Here is a 16,159-nt window from a genome sequence, read left to right on the forward strand (position 1 = left end):
TATGATTTAATGCCCGGAAAGATGACCCTGCGGTTACCCGCGGCCCGGGCGGTTCCGGGTAAAAGTAGAACTTAAACCGTAATTTTGCATAGATGCAGACACTGCCCGTTTACCTCGACAACAACGCCACCACGCCCTGCGACCCGCGGGTGCTGGAAGCCATGCTGCCCTACTTCACCACCCATTTCGGCAATGCCGCCTCCCGCGCGCACGCCTGGGGATGGACGGCCGAAGAAGCGGTACAGCAGGCGCGCGAGGAAGTGGCCGCGCTCATCGGCGCCGAGCCCCAGGAAATCGTGTTCACCTCCGGTGCCACCGAGGCCCTCAACCTGGCCCTCAAAGGCGCTGCCGAAGCATATGCCGTAAAAGGGAAACACTTCATCACCCTGCAAACCGAGCATAAAGCCGTGCTCGACACCTGCCGCCACCTCGAAAAACTCGGTGCGGAAGTTACCTACCTGCCGGTAGACGGCCGCGGGACCGTAAACCCCGACGACCTCAAAGCCGCCATCCGGCCAGACACGGTGCTGGCCGCCGTGCTGTACGCCAACAACGAAACGGGCGTTATCCAGCCCATCGCCGATATTTCGGGGATTTTGGGGGAACACGGGGTGCTGTTGCTGACCGACGCCACGCAGGCCGCGGGCAAAATACCCCTGGACGCCACCAGCGAAGGCATCGGGATGCTGGCATTGTCGGCCCACAAGCTGTACGGCCCCAAGGGCGCGGGCGCATTGTTCGTCCGCCGCAGATCGCCGCGCGTGCGGCTGGCGGCGCAGATGGACGGCGGCGGCCACGAGCGCGGGATGCGTTCCGGTACCCTGAACGTGCCGGGAATCGTGGGCCTGGGCAAGGCCTGCGCCATTGCGGCCGACGAAATGGCAGGCGAAGCCCTCCGGATGGCGGCGCTCCGCGACAGGCTGGAAAAAGCGCTGATCGAGAAAACCGGGGCCCGGGTAAACGGCGAAGGCGCCCCCAGGCTGCCGCACGTCAGCAACCTGCAGTTCCCCGACGTACGGGGGGCCGACCTCCTGCGCGGGGTAACCCGGGAAATAGCCGTATCTTCGGGTTCGGCATGCACTTCCGCCAATCCCGAGCCCAGTCATGTCCTGATGGCGATGGGGGTTTCCGAAGAACTGGCACATTCTTCGCTCAGGTTTGGATTGGGAAGGTTTACGACCGAAGCGGACGTAGACCGTGCCATTGAGACAGTCAACCATACCGTGCGCTCATTGCACGCAATATATAACCAGTAAATACGGATAAGATGATCTATATCAGTGATAAAGCCAAGCAAAAAGTGGATGCGCTCCGGGCCGAAGGGACCCTGGGCGAGGATTACTTCCTGCGCGTGTCCGTTGTGGGCGGAGGATGCTCCGGCCTCAGCTATAAACTCGATTTCGACAACGAAACCAAGCCGAAAGACCAGGTTTTCGAAGATAAAGGCATTAAAGTGGTGACAGACCTGAAAAGCTTCCTGTACCTCTGCAATACCGTCCTCGAATTCTCCGAAGGGCTCAACGGGAAAGGGTTTTACTTCAATAATCCCAACGCTTCCCGCACCTGCGCCTGCGGCGACAGCTTCGCCGTGTAAGGTTTCGGCACACACATTCGCAATCCAGCCGTCCGGTTCCCTGTAACCGGACGGCTTTTTTATTGAATCGTTTACGGATGATTAAAAATTCAAATATTGTGGAAACGTAATTGAATTATATTTGCTTCCGTCATGTATGCCATTTTCAAGAAAGACATCCACCAATTTTTCAGCAGTATCACGGGGTATGTAGCCATCGTTTTGTTCCTGCTCGCCAACGGACTGTTCCTGTTCATTTTCCGGGACACGAGCCTCCTCGAGGCCGGGTACGCCGACCTGGACGGGCTTTTCGAGCTGGCGCCCATGATATTCCTCTTGCTGATACCCGCCATCACCATGCGCAGTTTATCGGACGAGTACCGCAGCGGCACCATGGAGCTACTGAGCACCAAGCCGGTGACGCCCTGGCAGATCGTTTGGGGTAAATACTGGGCCTGCCTGCTCATCGTGGCCATTGCGCTCGTGCCCACGGCCGTGTATTACCTCGCCATTTCGCAGCTGGCCGCGGCGGGAAACGGGCCCGATACCGGCAGCATCCTGGGGTCTTACCTGGGGCTTTTCCTGCTGGGGAGCGTGTTCACCGCCATCGGGCTCTGGGCCTCGTCTGTCACCGCTAACGCCGTGGTAGCCTTCCTGGTGGCCATCTTCACCTGCTACATCCTCTACACCGGGTTCGATGCCCTCAGCAAACTGGCGGTATTCGAAGGCGGGGCGGATTATTACCTCGCCATGGCCGGCATCCGCTATCATTATACTTCCATCAGCCGCGGCGTGATAGACACGCGCGACCTCGTGTATTTCGCCAGTGTGGCCGGACTGATGTTATATCTTACCAAAATATCGCTGGAAAGGAAAATCTGGCAGGGTTGATTATGGAACTAACGAGAAAGGACAAACGAAAACAATACCTGAAACGGACGCTGGGGCTCCTGGCTGTGATCGTGGCCATTAACGCGGCGGCAGGGTTCCTCCATACCCGGTTCGACCTCACCGCCGAGAAGCGCTATACCCTCGCCCCTTCCACCCGCGATCTCCTCCGCCGGCTCGACGCGCCCGTTCAGATCGAAGTATATCTCAAGGGAAAATATCCCGCCGGCTTCCGCCAGCTGTCTAACGCCACGCGTGAGCTGCTCGAGGAATTCCAGCAGTTCGGCGGCAACAACGTCCGCTTCAGCTTCCTGAACCCCGGCTCCGACCTCCCCGATTCCATGCGCGCCGCTTTCCAGGATACGCTCATGGCACGGGGCATCCTGCCTTTTAACCTGCAGGTGCAGGACGACGGGAAGGATTCCTACGCCGAGAAGCTCATCTTCCCCGGCGCCATCATCAAATACAAAGACCGCGAAACGGCCGTCAACCTCCTGAAAAGCCAGGGCGGCATGGACCCCATGCAGGCGCTCAACAGCTCCGAAGCCCTCCTCGAATACAAATTCGCCAACGCCATTTACCAGTTGCAGCAAAACCATCGTCCACTCGTGGGCTACATGCTCGGCCATGGCGAACCGGAAGGCCCCGAAGTCTACGACGCGCTGAAAACGCTGCATGAACTGTATGAAGTGGATACCGTCAACCTCGCCACCACGCCTGCGATCCCCGACGAGTTCGACGCGCTGCTGTTCGTCCGCCCTACGCAGACGTTTACCGACGCCGACAAACTGAAGATCGACCAATACGTGATGCAGGGCGGCAACATCGCCTGGTTCCTCGATAACCTGACCGCTTCCACCGACAGTCTGCGCGGGCGCGATTTCGTGGCGTTCGACCGCAATCTCCAGCTGGAAGACCTGCTGTTCAAATACGGCGCGCGGGTGAACCCCGATCTTATCCAGGACCTCCGGGCAGACATTATCCCGCTCGTGGTGGGCAACATCGGCGACAAACCGCAGATCCAGCCTGTGCCGTTCCCTTACTTCCCTTTGCTTAATTCCACCAACGGCCATTCCATCGTCAAAAACCTGGACCTGGTGATGAGCCGCTTCGCGGGATCGGTGGATACGATGGCGGGAGGCGACATTCATAAAACCGTGCTGCTCACCTCGTCGGAACATAGCCGGCTGGTGCGCAGCCCTGTGCAGATCACGCTCGAAAGCGTGCAGCAGCAGCCCAATCCGCGGGAGTTCAGGATGCGGAACGTTCCGGTGGCCGTGTTGCTGGAGGGGCGTTTTTCGTCGCTGTTCCGCCACCGGATCGGCGTGGAGGGGCAGCGGCAGTGGGAAACCTCGGCCCACAGGCCTTTCCGGCCGGAAGCGGATACCGCGGGCAGGATGATCGTGGCGGGAGATGCAGACCTGGTGCTGAATGCGGTGACGCGGAAAAGCGGCCCGCTGCAAATGGGGGTCAACGAGTTCAACCCGGATTACCAGTTCGCCAATAAAGAATTTTTCCTCAACGGGATGGATTACCTGGCCAGCAAGAGCCCTGTCATGGAAACCCGCAACAAGGAGCTGACGCTCAGGCTGCTGGACGGTGAAAAGGTGCGCCGCGATAAAACGAAATGGCAGATCATCGCATTTGCCGTGCCCATCGGGGCCGTATTGCTGTTTGCCATGGCGTTCCAGTACTTCAGGCAGCGCAAGTATGCCAGATAAAAGCTGCCGGAATCCATTATCTTTGCCATTCATTAAATTTTTCCGCTTTACATGACACCGCAACAATGGACGTATGCAGTTTTCGGGATTGTGATCGTTCTGGCCCTGATCTTCGACCTGGGGTTATTAAGTAAAAAAGGTGAAGTAATGTCCATCAAAAAGGCGCTCCTCCAAACCTGTTTCTGGGTGGCGCTGTCTATGGGCTTCTGTGCATTTATCTGGTACGAAGACGGCTCCCGCCTGGCGGTCGAATTCCTCAGCGCGTACCTCATGGAGTGGTCGCTTTCCATCGACAATATTTTCGTTTTCATTCTCATATTCGGGTTTTTCAAGATCAAGGAAACCAGTTATGCGCGGGTGCTGCTCATCGGTATCCTCATGGCCATCGTGTTCCGCGCCATTTTCATTACCGTGGGCGTGGCCCTCATTGCCCAGTTCGGCTGGATCCTGTACATTTTCGGCGCGTTCCTTGTATATACCGGCGTCAAGATGTTCATGGTAGACCAGCACGAAGAGTTCAAGCCGGAAGAGAATTTCGCGTACCGCATCATGCAGAAGTACCTGCGGATCTCCAACCAGCCGAATGTCGACAAGTTCACCATCAAGCAGAACGGCAAAGTGTATTTCACGACGCTGACCGTGGTAGTGGTGATGCTCGCGTTTACCGACATCGTTTTTGCGCTGGATTCCATTCCGGCCGTATTCGCCATTTCAAAAGAACCGCTTGTGGTATATACATCCAACATTTTCGCCGTGCTTGGCCTTCGCTCCCTCTTCTTTTTGCTGAGAGGTGCGGTAGACAAGTTCGATTACCTGCAGCAGGGCATCGCCATCGTGCTGGTATTCATCGGTCTGAAAATGCTGGCGGAAATCTGGCATTTCAAACTTCCTGTTTGGGTATCGCTCGTAGTGATCGTGCTTTGCCTGGCAGGTTCCATTGTGTATTCCATACTGTTCGACAAGAAATTACCGGTTAAACCGACCGAGTCCAAAGAGAGTTAGTTGATCCGAACTGAAAGCGCCCGTACATGAGAGTCTGCGGGCGCTTTTCGATTAAAACCATATAACATTGTATACAGCAGAGAGTATCAGTAAGATCCTGAAGGGAGAATTGTTGCAACAGACCGGGCATCCGGAGATCGAACACATTTTGCTGGACAGCCGGAAATTGCTTGTTGCCGAAACATCCTTGTTCATTCCCCTTGTGAGCGAACGCCGCAATGCACATCAGTACATCGATGATCTGTACAAAAAAGGCGTCAGCAATTTCGTGGTCAGCGAGCCCATCGCCCAGGGCCTCTACCCGAAAGCGAACATCATTTTAGTGAAAAACACCCTGCAGGCGCTCCACGCCCTCGTGGCATGGCACCGCCAGCAGTTCAACATTCCCGTGATCGGCATCACCGGCAGCAACGGAAAAACCATCGTCAAGGAATGGCTGTACCAGCTGCTGGAAAAAGACAATAACATCGTCCGCAGCCCGAAAAGCTACAACTCGCAGATCGGCGTGCCCCTGTCTGTCTGGCAGATGAAACCCGAGAACGACCTCGCCATTTTCGAAGCCGGCATTTCACAGCCCGGCGAAATGGTGAACCTCGAAAAGATCATCCGCCCCACCATCGGTATTTTCACCAATATTGGCGAAGCCCATAACGAAGGCTTCCTCAACATCCGCCAGAAAGTGAACGAAAAGCTCGTGCTGTTCACCCGCAGCGATGTGCTGATCTATTGCAAGGATTACCTCGCGCTCAACGAATGCGTCAACAATTTCCATAACCTCGTGGGCAAACGCGAGATCGAAAACGCCCTGCAGCTCCTCACCTGGAGCCGCAAGACAGACGCCGATCTCCGGATCATTTCGGTCGACAAGAACGATAACCACACCCGCATCGATGCGCTGTACAAATCGGAGCCGGTCTTCATCCGCATTCCTTTTGTGGACGAGGGCTCCATCGAAAACGCCATCCATTGCTGGGCGCTCATGCTGTACCTGGGCAAGCCGCAGGAAACCATCCAGGAGCGGATGGACCACCTCGGCAACATCGCCATGCGGCTGGAAATGAAGCAGGGCATCAATAACTGCTCCATCATCAACGACAGCTACAACTCCGACCTCGGATCGCTCGCCATTGCCCTGGAATTCCTCCAGCAGCAGCGCCAGCATCCTACCAAAACGGTCATCCTGAGCGATATCCTGCAATCCGGGAAAAGCGAAGGCTCGCTGTACGAAGAAGTGGCCGGCATGCTGGAAAGCAAAGGCATCAGCAAGCTCATCGGCATCGGGAAGAATATCTCGCGCGAGAAGAAAAGCTTCGCGCGGGTGAAGAGCGAGTTTTACGCCAGCACCGAAGAATTCCTCCAGCAGGTGAACACCGCGGATTTCCAGAACGAGTCCATCCTCGTGAAAGGCGCCCGTGTATTCCAGTTCGAACGGATCGGCAAACTGCTGGAACAGAAAGCCCATCAAACCATCCTCGAGATCAATCTTACCGCGCTGGCGCACAACGTGAAAGCGTACCAGTCGATCCTCAAGCCCGGCACCCGGCTCATGGCCATGGTGAAAGCCTTCGCCTACGGGAGCGGCAGCTTCGAGATCGCCAACCTGCTGCAGTTCCACGGCATCGATTACCTCGCCGTGGCGTATGCCGACGAAGGCGTGGAGCTTCGCCGCGCCGGCATCACGCTGCCCATCATGGTGATGAACCCCGAGCCCAGCAGCTTCGACGCCATTTTACAGTGGAACCTGGAGCCCGAACTGTATTCCATGCATCTGCTGGAATTGTTCGAGGAATCCGTCCGCTATGCGAATAAATCCAATTACCCCGTGCACATCAAGCTGGACACGGGCATGCACCGCCTGGGCTTCGAGCAGCAAGACATCCCCGCGCTGGCGCTGCGGCTCAATGCCGAAGGGCTTTTCAGGGTACAGTCCATCTTCAGCCACTTCGCCGCCAGCGAAGACCCGAAGAAAGACGATTTCACCAACACGCAGTTCGACCGGTTCCAGAAAATGAGCCATTCGCTCCAGCAGCAGCTGGGGTACCCCGTCATCCGCCACATCGCCAACAGCGCGGCCATCCACCGCCTGCCGCAGATGCAGCTGGATATGGTAAGGCTCGGGATCGGGATGTACGGGGTAGACAGCGCCCATGATTTCCAGGACAAACTGCGAAACGTCAGCACCCTGAAATCCACCGTGGCGCAGGTGAAGCGCATTCCCAAAGGTGACACCGTCGGTTACGGCGCCACCTGGCAGGCCAAAGCGCCCTCGCTCATCGCTACCGTGCGCATCGGGTACGCAGACGGATATATGCGCGCCCTGGGCAACGGGAACGGGAAAATGCTCATCCGCGGGAAACTGGCACCTGTGGCCGGCGTCATCGCGATGGACATGCTCATGCTCGACGTAACCGGCATCCCCGACGTAGCGGAGGGCGACGAAGTGATCGTGTTCGGAGAAGGCCTGCCCGTGGAAAACGTGGCGAAATGGGCCGGCACCATACCTTACGAGATCCTGACCGGAATTTCCCAACGCGTGAAACGGGTTTATTTCCAGGAATAGCAGTGGAGGGGGGCAACTTTGAAATAATACATTATTTTTGGAAAAATTTGAAGTTTTGAAGTATCGTCACATTGTATGGATCGTGATCGGGATCCTTTTCATAGACCAGGTTTTGAAGTTTTGGATCAAGACGAATATGGCGCTGAACGAGAGTTTCCCCATTTTCGGGAGCTGGTTTCAGATTCATTTCATTGAAAATGAAGGGATGGCATATGGCCTGAAGTTCGGCGGCGAATTCGGAAAGATCGCCCTCACCATGTTCCGCCTCATCGCCGTGATCGTGGGCTTCTTTTATATGAAGCGGCTCGTGCGCGAAAAATACCACAGCGGCCTGCTCGTTTGCGGTGCGCTGATCCTGGCGGGCGCTGCGGGCAACCTGATCGACAGTATGTTTTACGGACTCATCTTTTCCGACAGCACGGATCTGACGGTAGCACAATTCCTTCCCGAAGGCGGCGGCTACGGTACTTTCCTGCACGGGAACGTAGTGGATATGCTTTATTTCCCCCTGTTCAGCGGTAATTTCCCGGAGTGGATGCCGTTCTGGGGCGGCGAACATTTCATTTTCTTCCGTCCGATCTTCAACATCGCCGATGCCGCTATTTCGGTGGGCGTGATCGCGATCCTCATCTTCCAGAAGCGATTCCTCCACAAGCCGGGCGACGAGAATCAGAAGCCCGTCGGAACGCAACCCGCGCTGGACGATACCGTAGCATAAATTATCCGAGTATTATATATTTCAAAGGCCGCTCCTCCGGGATGCGGCCTTTTTTTGTTACCGTTTTTGGGGAAAATCACTCCTTGACGGGTGCGGTTTAGGCGCAGCGGCGGTAAGCCGGGGACCTACCGGCTGCGGGGCGGACGCGGCGAGCCCATCCTGAAACCCTTTCCCATGGCCGATTTAAAAAATTCCTTCCCTCCTTTCTTGCAAATTTCCAATTTCCCATCTACATTTGTCTACAATTCCTATAGACTAATAGTATTTATCAAGCCAAAAACTATATGAAAACAGTTTACAATCGCCTCCGACTCTTGCTCGCCTTGCCCCTGCTGCTGGTTGCGCTTTTTGCCAGCGGCCAGGAAAGCAACATCGTGCAGATATCAGGTAAGGTAAAAGACCAGACCACCGGCGAGGCCATTCCCGGCGTCAGCATACAGGTAAAAGGCACCATCGCCGGCACCACTACTGACAATAGCGGGAACTTCGTCCTGAAATCCCGCCTCAAATTCCCCTTTACGCTCGTGTTCTCCAGCCTCGGCTTCCAATCGCAGGAATTCGAAGTAACCGGCACCGGTTCCCGGCTCGACATCGGGCTGGCCACCCAAACCCTCCTGGGCAAGGAGGTAGTGGTAACCGCATCGCGCGTGGAGGAAGAAGCCCTCAAATCGCCCGTGGCCATCGAAAAACTCGATATCCGCGCCATCAAGGAATCGCCCGCGCCCAGCTTCTACGATGCCCTCGAAAACGTGAAAGGCGTGCAGATGACCACATCCAGCCTCACGTTTAAAGTCCCCAACACCCGGGGCTTCAACATCCCCAATAACTTCCGCTTCATGCAGCTGGTGGATGGTGTAGACATGCAGGCCGCCACCCTCGGCGTGCCCCTCGGCAACGCCATCGGCCCCACCGAGCTCGACATCCAGAGCGTGGAAATCACACCCGGCGCGGCTTCCGCACTGTACGGCATGAACGCCATCAACGGTATGGCCAACCTTCAGACGAAAAGCCCCTTCCTATATAAAGGCCTCAGCGTTTACCAGAAAATCGGCGTGAACCACGTAGACGGGATCGATTATGACCCCAGCGTGCTCACGGAAACCGCTATCCGCTACGCCCACGCCTGGAAAGATAAAGTCGCGTTCAAGGTGAACGTCAGCTACCTCCGCGGCACAGACTGGCGCGCCAGCACCGCCAAAGACCAGAACGCCGCCGCCAACAGCCGCTTCCCCGCGCTCAACGGCGCCGCCAACAACCCCGCGTACGACGCCTGGAACAAATATGGCGACGAAAATAACAACAACGTTTCCGTAGGCGTGACGCTGAACGGCAAGAACGAAACCTTCAACGTTCGTCGCACGGGTTATTGGGAAAAAGACCTCGTAAACCCCACGGTCGAAAATATCAAAGCCGACCTGGGCCTGTACTGGCGCATCACGCCGAAGGCGGAACTGAGCTATACTTACCGTTTCGGTGAAATGGATGGCCTCTTCCAGCGCGGGAACAAGATCCAGCTGGACGGTGTGAAAGTGCAGAACCATAAACTGGAACTGCGCGGCGCGGATTATTTCGTTCGCGGATATGTAATGCTGGAAAATACCGGCAACTCCTACAACCTCAAACCCCTGACCGACAACCTCGACCTCACCAATAAAAGCAACAACGCCTGGAGAGACGCCTTCAAAGCCAAACTCCAGTCGGAAATCAACGCCGGCACCGAGCTCGCCGAAGCCATGCGCCGCGCGCGCTCAACCGCCGACCAGGGCCGCGTTCAGCCCGGAACACCCGAGTTCGACGCCCTGAAACAAACCATCATCGGCATCAACAACTGGGACCACGCCGCCGCGGTTGCCGGAGCGCCCGCCACCGGCGGCGCCTGGCTCGATCAGCATAGCCGCGTGTATCACGTGGATGCCCAGTGGGACCTTAGCCGCCACGTAAAACTCTTCAACCTGCTGGTGGGAACAGACGGCCGGCTATACGAAGTGATCCCCGACGGCAATAACTTCGTCGACTTCACCAAACCCGTGAAAGAAAGGACCACACCGGGCGGGAAGAACGTCCACTACAAGAAATTCGGCGGCTTCGCGCAGGTGAGCAAAACTTTCTTCGAAGACAAACTGAAGCTGGTAGGCTCCATCCGCGTAGATTACAACCCCGAGTTCGATCCCAAGATCAACCCGCGCCTGGCGGCCGTTTACACCCTTGCGCAGAAACATAACTTCCGCGCCAGCTGGCAGAACGGCTTCCGCTTCCCCGCGCTGTTCGAAGCACTTTCGTTCGTAAACAACGGCAACGTGCGCCGTGTGGGCGGCCTTTCCTATATCAACGATGGATTGGGCTACCTGGAGAATTCCTACACCCTCGCCTCCGTAAACAACTTCAACAACGCCGTGAACAAAGACGTGGCTGACGGGCTTTCCGCCAACGACGCCGCCCTGAAAAACAAGGCACTGCTGGATATCACCGCGCTCAGCCCTACCCGTCCCGAGCGTATCAACTCCTTCGAAGTAGGGTACCGCAGCGTGCTGCTGGGCAATAAATTCGTGGTAGACGCGGATGCGTATTACAACCGGTACGACGGCTTCCTCGGCCAGGTGGAAGTAGCGGTGCCGGCAACGGATAAAGTGGGGACAGACGCTTCCGTGCTGGACATGCTCGCCGCCAACCGCAGCAAGCAAACCCGCTACCGGGTGTATACCAACGCCAAGAATACCTACGACAACTACGGCGCATCGCTGGGTCTGACGTACAATTTCTACAAGAAATGGACCGTTGCCGGTAACCTGAATTACAACGACATCGTCGACAACAAGGAAAAAGACGTGTTCGCTACCGGGTTCAACACGCCCGATTGGGTGAGCAACATCAGCTTCGGCAACCGCGAGCTGCTGAAGAATTTCGGGTTCAACGTGGTGTGGCGCTGGCAGAACACGTTCTATTGGGAAAGCCCGCTGGCCAATGGAGATGTGCCGGCATTCAGCACGGTAGACGCCCAGGTGAACTATCGCATTCCCAAGGCGAAAACCACCATCAAAGTGGGCGGTTCCAACCTGTTCAACCACCGCTATATCCAATACGCGGCGGGCCCGACCATCGGTGCTTTATACTACGCATCCTTCACCATCGAAGGCCTGCTGACCAAATAACTGAAGGCGCGCCGCAGCCTGCTGCGGCCGCTTTACCATACTATTGGAAACCCTGTTACACAAAAACCAACCTGTCCGGCGGAGGCCTCAGCGGCCTCCGCCTTTTTTAGAATTAAGGACAGAAATATTTGGATAAACCGTGGATTACTTCTATTTTTAGTCCACAATTCCTGTAGACTTAATTAATAATTAGTCATGTCGCATAATGAGGTGATCGATAAGGCGGAACAGCGTGTAGCTACCGATGCCACCCAGAAAGTGCTCATAGACCTCGTGAACGAGGACAATAAAAAGAGTTACTGGATATGGGTGACGATCGGGCTGTCTATCCTGGCGGTGGCGGCCGGCCTGTGGTTCACGTATCACTATGCCATTTCGCTTGATGCGCAGACGCGGATTTCGCAGACCGTACAGGATATTTTCACCAGCAAGCTCCTGTTTTTCATGGGCGTGGGGCTGATGGCGCAGATGATCGACGGGGCATTGGGCATGGCGTACGGCGCCACGTCTTCTTCTCTCCTGCTGGGTTTGGGCGTGTCTCCGGCCATGACGAGTACCAGCGTGCATGTGGCCGAAGTGTTCACGACGGGCGCCAGCGGCATCGCGCATTTCAAGCTGGGCAACGTCAACAAGAAATTATTCCTGCATCTCCTCATCCCGGGCATGATCGGCGCTATCGCAGGCGCATGGCTGCTTTCGGACGTAATCGACGGCGATGTCATCAAACCTTTCATGAGCGCATACCTCATGATCCTCGGCGTGCTGATCCTCCGCAAGGCACTGCAGAAACGCAAGCCCAAGAGCAAGACCAAGCGCCTCGGTCCGCTGGCGTTTTTCGGCGGTTTCATGGATTCCATCGGCGGAGGGGGCTGGGGCCCGATCGTAACCTCCACCCTGCTCGCGAAAGGCCGTACGGTGAATTACACCATCGGTTCAGTGAATGCGGCGGAATTCTTCATCGCCGCGTCCAGCGCGGGAACACTGCTTTTCTTTAACGGGGTAGACAGCTGGCAGGTGATCATCGGGCTCATCCTGGGCGGTGTGATCGCATCTCCCTTTGCTGCCATCCTCGTCAAAAAAATGAAGCGCAAGCCGCTCATGATCATGGTAGCCATACTGGTGATCGCGATGAGTTTGCGCACGATCATCCTCACCATCATGAAATAGCCTGATTCTTTACGAACATAAAAAAAGGTTGTCCGCATCTGCAGACAACCTTTTTCTTTTATCGTTCGGTTTCGCTTATCCGAGTTTGCCGACCATATTGGCGGGGATCACCCAGGCGTCGAATTCTTCGGGCGTTACGTAACCCAGTTTCACGGCCATTTCCTTCAGTGTGGTGCCTTCCTTGTGCGCTTTCTGCGCGATCTCGGCGGCTTTGTAGTAACCGATCTTCGTGTTGAGGGCGGTTACGAGCATGAGGGAATTGTCTACGTGCTTTTTGATGTTTTCCTCGATGGGCGCCAGGCCTTCCGCGCACTTGTCGTTGAAGCTTACGCAGCCGTCGCCCAGCAGGCGTGCAGAGTGGAGGAAGTTATAGATCATCATGGGTTTGAAGACGTTCAGTTCGAAGTGGCCGGTGGCGCCGCCGATGTTGATGGCCACGTCGTTCCCGAGCACCTGTGCGGCGATCATGGTGAGGGCTTCGCACTGGGTGGGGTTCACTTTACCGGGCATGATGGAAGATCCGGGCTCGTTGTCGGGGATGAAAAGCTCGCCGATGCCGGAGCGGGGGCCGGAGCTGAGCATACGGATGTCGTTGGCGATTTTCATCAGGCTAACGGCTACCGTTTTCAGCGCGCCGTGCGCTTCCACGATGGCGTCGTGCGCAGCGAGGGATTCGAATTTATTTTCTGCGGTCACGAAAGGCAGGCCGGTGAGTGCGGCGATGTGTTTCGCTACGTTCACGTCGTACCCGTCGGGCGTGTTGATGCCGGTACCAACGGCGGTGCCGCCGAGCGCCAGTTCAGACAAGTGGGGCAGCGTGTTGTTGATGGCGCGCAGGCCATGGTCCAGCTGGGAAACGTATCCGCTGATTTCCTGGCCCAGCGTGAGCGGCGTGGCGTCCATGAAATGGGTGCGGCCGATCTTCACGATGTGCATGTATGCCTTCGCTTTGGCGGCGAGGGTGTTGCGGAGTTTGGTGATGCCGGGGATGGTTACTTCCACGAGCATTTTATACGCCGCGATGTGCATGGCGGTGGGGAAGGTATCGTTGGAGGATTGTGATTTGTTCACATCGTCGTTCGGATGCAATACCTTGTCTTTATCGGTGAGCTGGCCGCCGTTGATGACGTGTGCGCGGTAAGCTACCACTTCGTTCACGTTCATGTTGGATTGGGTGCCGGAGCCGGTTTGCCAAACCACGAGGGGGAATTCGTTATCGAGTTTGCCTTCGAGGATCTCGTCGCACACTTTACCGATGAGCTCGGCCTTTTCGGCGGGCAGTACGCCGGCGTCGCGGTTGGTGAGGGCGGCGGCTTTTTTCAGGTAAGCGAAGGCTTTGATGATTTCCTTCGGCATTTTGTTAATGTCCTGGGCTATCCTGAAGTTGTCGATGGAACGTTGGGTTTGTGCCCCAAAATATGCGTTGGCAGGCACTTTCACCTCGCCCATCGTGTCTTTCTCTATCCTGAAATCCATAATACTTGAAATTTTGGACCGTAAAGTTACAGAACCTGCGGTTTATTCTCCTTTGAAATTGGGTTTACGTTTCTGGATGAAGGCGGAAGCGCCTTCGGTGAGGTCTTTGGTGGCGAAGCAGGCCCCGAATTCGGTGATTTCCGTCTCGAACCCGTTTTCATCGTATTTGAAGTAGGTATTGACGCATTTGATGACGCGCGCCACGGCCAGGGGCGCTTTTTCGCGGATTTTGGCCAGCTGTTCGCGGGTTTTGGGCAGCAGTTCTTCCGGGGAGGTGACGTGGTTCACGAGCCCCCATTTCAAGGCTTCATCCGCCGAAATCATGTCTCCCGTGAGCATAAGCTCCAGGGCTTTCCCTTTCCCGATGAGGCGCGTCAGCCGCTGGGTCCCGCCATACCCGGGAATGATCCCCAGGTTCACTTCGGGCTGCCCGAACTTCGCATTGGCGCTCGCCAGCCGGAAATGACAGGCCATGGCCAGCTCGCAACCGCCGCCCAGCGCAAAACCGTTCACCGCCGCCACAATGGGCTTTTGGCAATCCTCGATCCGCTGGAAAATGGTATGCCCCTTCTTCGCCAGCTCCATCCCCTGCTCGGGCGACAATTCCAGGAACTCGGAAATATCCGCCCCGGCGATAAACGCCTTGGGCCCGCTGCCGGTGATTATGGCCGCATACACGTCTTTGTTCTTGTATACTTCGTCCACCGCCAGCGCCAGGTCGTGCATCACCTCGCGGTTCAGGGCGTTGAGCTTGTCCGGCCGGTTGATCGTGATCTCCAAAATGCCGTCATTGATTTGCGTGCTAAGGGTTTTGTACATATGGCAAGATGTTTTGTTTCGGTATGATCCGGCTAATTTAAGCCTAATGAAGGGATACGGGAAATAAAAAAGGCGCCGCCCTAATGGCAGCGCCTTTCTCTATTGTTGGCTAATATATTGTTAATCAACTATTTCCGTTCTTTTCTCGATAATCACCTTCGTGCCTTTGCGATACTCGGTAGTAGTGGTGGTGGTGTGTTTGTTATGCGTTTTGGTTTTGATCCCAAAATTATAGCTCAGCGTCACGAACATCAGATTGGCTTTCAAGTCCTTATACGGTTGCGTCTTCACACCGTCCCTCGTTTCGGTAAAATCCTTGTTGAAAAAATTGTTCAGGTAATACTGTCCTTTCACCCCGAATGCGGAACCGAAACGGAAACCGGCGAAGAGCGACGGCATGAACAGGTCCGTCCGGTCGCTGAACCATTCGTTGAACTTGGATTTCTTATCGCCGTCGAGGAAATATTTCTCCTTATAATTGAATGCCAGGTCGTATTCCCCACCGAAGTAGAGGAAGGTCCCGCTGCGGAGGTCGCCTATTTTCAAACCTACGGGCACGCCCATCGTATATACCCGCTGCTTCAGTTTTACATTGTCGCTCGGCTTGGTGATCAATCCTATATTTTTGATATTCAATCCACTAAATATACCGATATTATTATTAAAGTCGTAGTTGTAGTTGGTGCCGATGTTGAAGAAAACCGTGAACCGGGGGATGTTTCTCATCCGTTCGTCGTTCAGTTTCACATTGGCGAAGGATAGCAGCGGACCGTTGCCGCCGGCTGTGATGTACCCTTTACCCGGTTTCGGGGGTGCGTAGATGTGGAAATGGAAGCTTACCTTCTTTTTGGTCTCGGTTTCTGTTTTCACGATGGTCGTGTCTCTGGTAGTGGGCGTGGTGTCTTCCTGGGCACGGAGAGTGGTTGCGGAGGCGGTAAGGGCCAGGCACAGTGTTGTGTAGCGGACAATTTTCATGATGGTTTCAACTTTACTTGGTTAAGGATGGGGACAGCCGCTTATCATCCGGCCGGGCTTTCCGTTTTGGTTGCCCCGGAAAGCCATCGTTATGCTGCCGTCCGTAAAGAA

12 protein-coding genes are annotated in these 16,159 nt (G+C 55.8%); 9 read left to right on the forward strand and 3 right to left on the reverse strand.

Going from position 1 to position 16,159, the window contains the following annotated elements; genetic code table 11:
* The first annotated feature begins 92 nt into the window (after positions 1-92).
* The 9 genes from WJU22_RS02535 (at position 93) to WJU22_RS02575 (ending at position 12,778) form a co-directional block, all read left to right on the forward strand.
* A complete protein-coding gene (locus WJU22_RS02535; protein WP_341841719.1) occupies positions 93-1,256 on the forward strand; it encodes a cysteine desulfurase family protein in 1,164 nt (387 codons plus the stop codon).
* Positions 1,257-1,267: 11 nt separating this feature from the next.
* Positions 1,268-1,594, forward strand: a complete 327-nt coding sequence (locus WJU22_RS02540; protein WP_126244307.1) for a HesB/IscA family protein — start codon at positions 1,268-1,270, stop codon at positions 1,592-1,594.
* 132 nt (positions 1,595-1,726) lie between these two features.
* A complete protein-coding gene (gldF, locus tag WJU22_RS02545) occupies positions 1,727-2,464 on the forward strand; it encodes a gliding motility-associated ABC transporter permease subunit GldF (RefSeq protein ID WP_341841720.1) in 738 nt (245 codons plus the stop codon).
* Positions 2,465-2,466: 2 nt separating this feature from the next.
* Positions 2,467-4,182 (forward strand): gliding motility-associated ABC transporter substrate-binding protein GldG, encoded by a 1,716-nt coding sequence (gene gldG / locus WJU22_RS02550; protein ID WP_341841721.1) that lies wholly within the window; start codon positions 2,467-2,469, stop codon positions 4,180-4,182.
* 51 nt (positions 4,183-4,233) lie between these two features.
* Entirely contained in the window at positions 4,234-5,184 is a 951-nt protein-coding gene (locus WJU22_RS02555; RefSeq protein WP_341841722.1) for a TerC/Alx family metal homeostasis membrane protein, read from the forward strand.
* 67 nt (positions 5,185-5,251) lie between these two features.
* Positions 5,252-7,744 carry a bifunctional UDP-N-acetylmuramoyl-tripeptide:D-alanyl-D-alanine ligase/alanine racemase gene (locus WJU22_RS02560; RefSeq protein WP_341841723.1) on the forward strand — a complete coding sequence of 831 codons (2,493 nt, stop codon included), beginning with the start codon at positions 5,252-5,254 and terminating at the stop codon, positions 7,742-7,744.
* A 55-nt stretch (positions 7,745-7,799) separates the two neighbouring features.
* Positions 7,800-8,462 carry a lipoprotein signal peptidase gene (locus tag WJU22_RS02565; protein ID WP_341841724.1) on the forward strand — a complete coding sequence of 221 codons (663 nt, stop codon included), beginning with the start codon at positions 7,800-7,802 and terminating at the stop codon, positions 8,460-8,462.
* A gap of 284 nt (positions 8,463-8,746) precedes the next feature.
* Complete coding sequence (locus WJU22_RS02570) at positions 8,747-11,611, forward strand: TonB-dependent receptor (RefSeq protein WP_341841725.1); 2,865 nt, start codon at positions 8,747-8,749, stop codon at positions 11,609-11,611.
* A gap of 195 nt (positions 11,612-11,806) precedes the next feature.
* Positions 11,807-12,778 carry a sulfite exporter TauE/SafE family protein gene (locus tag WJU22_RS02575; protein WP_341841726.1) on the forward strand — a complete coding sequence of 324 codons (972 nt, stop codon included), beginning with the start codon at positions 11,807-11,809 and terminating at the stop codon, positions 12,776-12,778.
* A gap of 75 nt (positions 12,779-12,853) precedes the next feature.
* On the opposite strand, the gene fumC is transcribed toward WJU22_RS02575, so the two are convergent.
* From fumC to WJU22_RS02590, 3 genes are all read right to left on the reverse strand, one after another.
* Entirely contained in the window at positions 12,854-14,254 is a 1,401-nt protein-coding gene (gene fumC / locus WJU22_RS02580) for a class II fumarate hydratase (RefSeq protein WP_341841727.1), read from the reverse strand.
* A gap of 42 nt (positions 14,255-14,296) precedes the next feature.
* A complete protein-coding gene (locus WJU22_RS02585; protein ID WP_341841728.1) occupies positions 14,297-15,073 on the reverse strand; it encodes an enoyl-CoA hydratase/isomerase family protein in 777 nt (258 codons plus the stop codon).
* 120 nt (positions 15,074-15,193) lie between these two features.
* Positions 15,194-16,048 (reverse strand): hypothetical protein, encoded by an 855-nt coding sequence (locus WJU22_RS02590; RefSeq protein WP_341841729.1) that lies wholly within the window; start codon positions 16,046-16,048, stop codon positions 15,194-15,196.
* Positions 16,049-16,159: the final 111 nt, after the last annotated feature.

Source organism: Chitinophaga caseinilytica (genome assembly GCF_038396765.1).
GTDB lineage: Bacteria > Bacteroidota > Bacteroidia > Chitinophagales > Chitinophagaceae > Chitinophaga > Chitinophaga caseinilytica.

What these genes read in the sequence shown, in the direction of transcription:
- WJU22_RS02535 (WP_341841719.1), top strand. Translation starts at nt 93, where the DNA reads ATGCAGACACTGCCCGTTTACCTCGACAACAACGCCACCACGCCCTGC.
- WJU22_RS02590 (WP_341841729.1), bottom strand. Translation starts at nt 16,048, where the DNA reads ATGAAAATTGTCCGCTACACAACACTGTGCCTGGCCCTTACCGCCTCC.
- fumC (WP_341841727.1), bottom strand. Translation starts at nt 14,254, where the DNA reads ATGGATTTCAGGATAGAGAAAGACACGATGGGCGAGGTGAAAGTGCCT.
- WJU22_RS02570 (WP_341841725.1), top strand. Translation starts at nt 8,747, where the DNA reads ATGAAAACAGTTTACAATCGCCTCCGACTCTTGCTCGCCTTGCCCCTG.
- WJU22_RS02540 (WP_126244307.1), top strand. Translation starts at nt 1,268, where the DNA reads ATGATCTATATCAGTGATAAAGCCAAGCAAAAAGTGGATGCGCTCCGG.
- WJU22_RS02555 (WP_341841722.1), top strand. Translation starts at nt 4,234, where the DNA reads ATGACACCGCAACAATGGACGTATGCAGTTTTCGGGATTGTGATCGTT.
- gldG (WP_341841721.1), top strand. Translation starts at nt 2,467, where the DNA reads ATGGAACTAACGAGAAAGGACAAACGAAAACAATACCTGAAACGGACG.
- WJU22_RS02575 (WP_341841726.1), top strand. Translation starts at nt 11,807, where the DNA reads ATGTCGCATAATGAGGTGATCGATAAGGCGGAACAGCGTGTAGCTACC.
- WJU22_RS02585 (WP_341841728.1), bottom strand. Translation starts at nt 15,073, where the DNA reads ATGTACAAAACCCTTAGCACGCAAATCAATGACGGCATTTTGGAGATC.
- gldF (WP_341841720.1), top strand. Translation starts at nt 1,727, where the DNA reads ATGTATGCCATTTTCAAGAAAGACATCCACCAATTTTTCAGCAGTATC.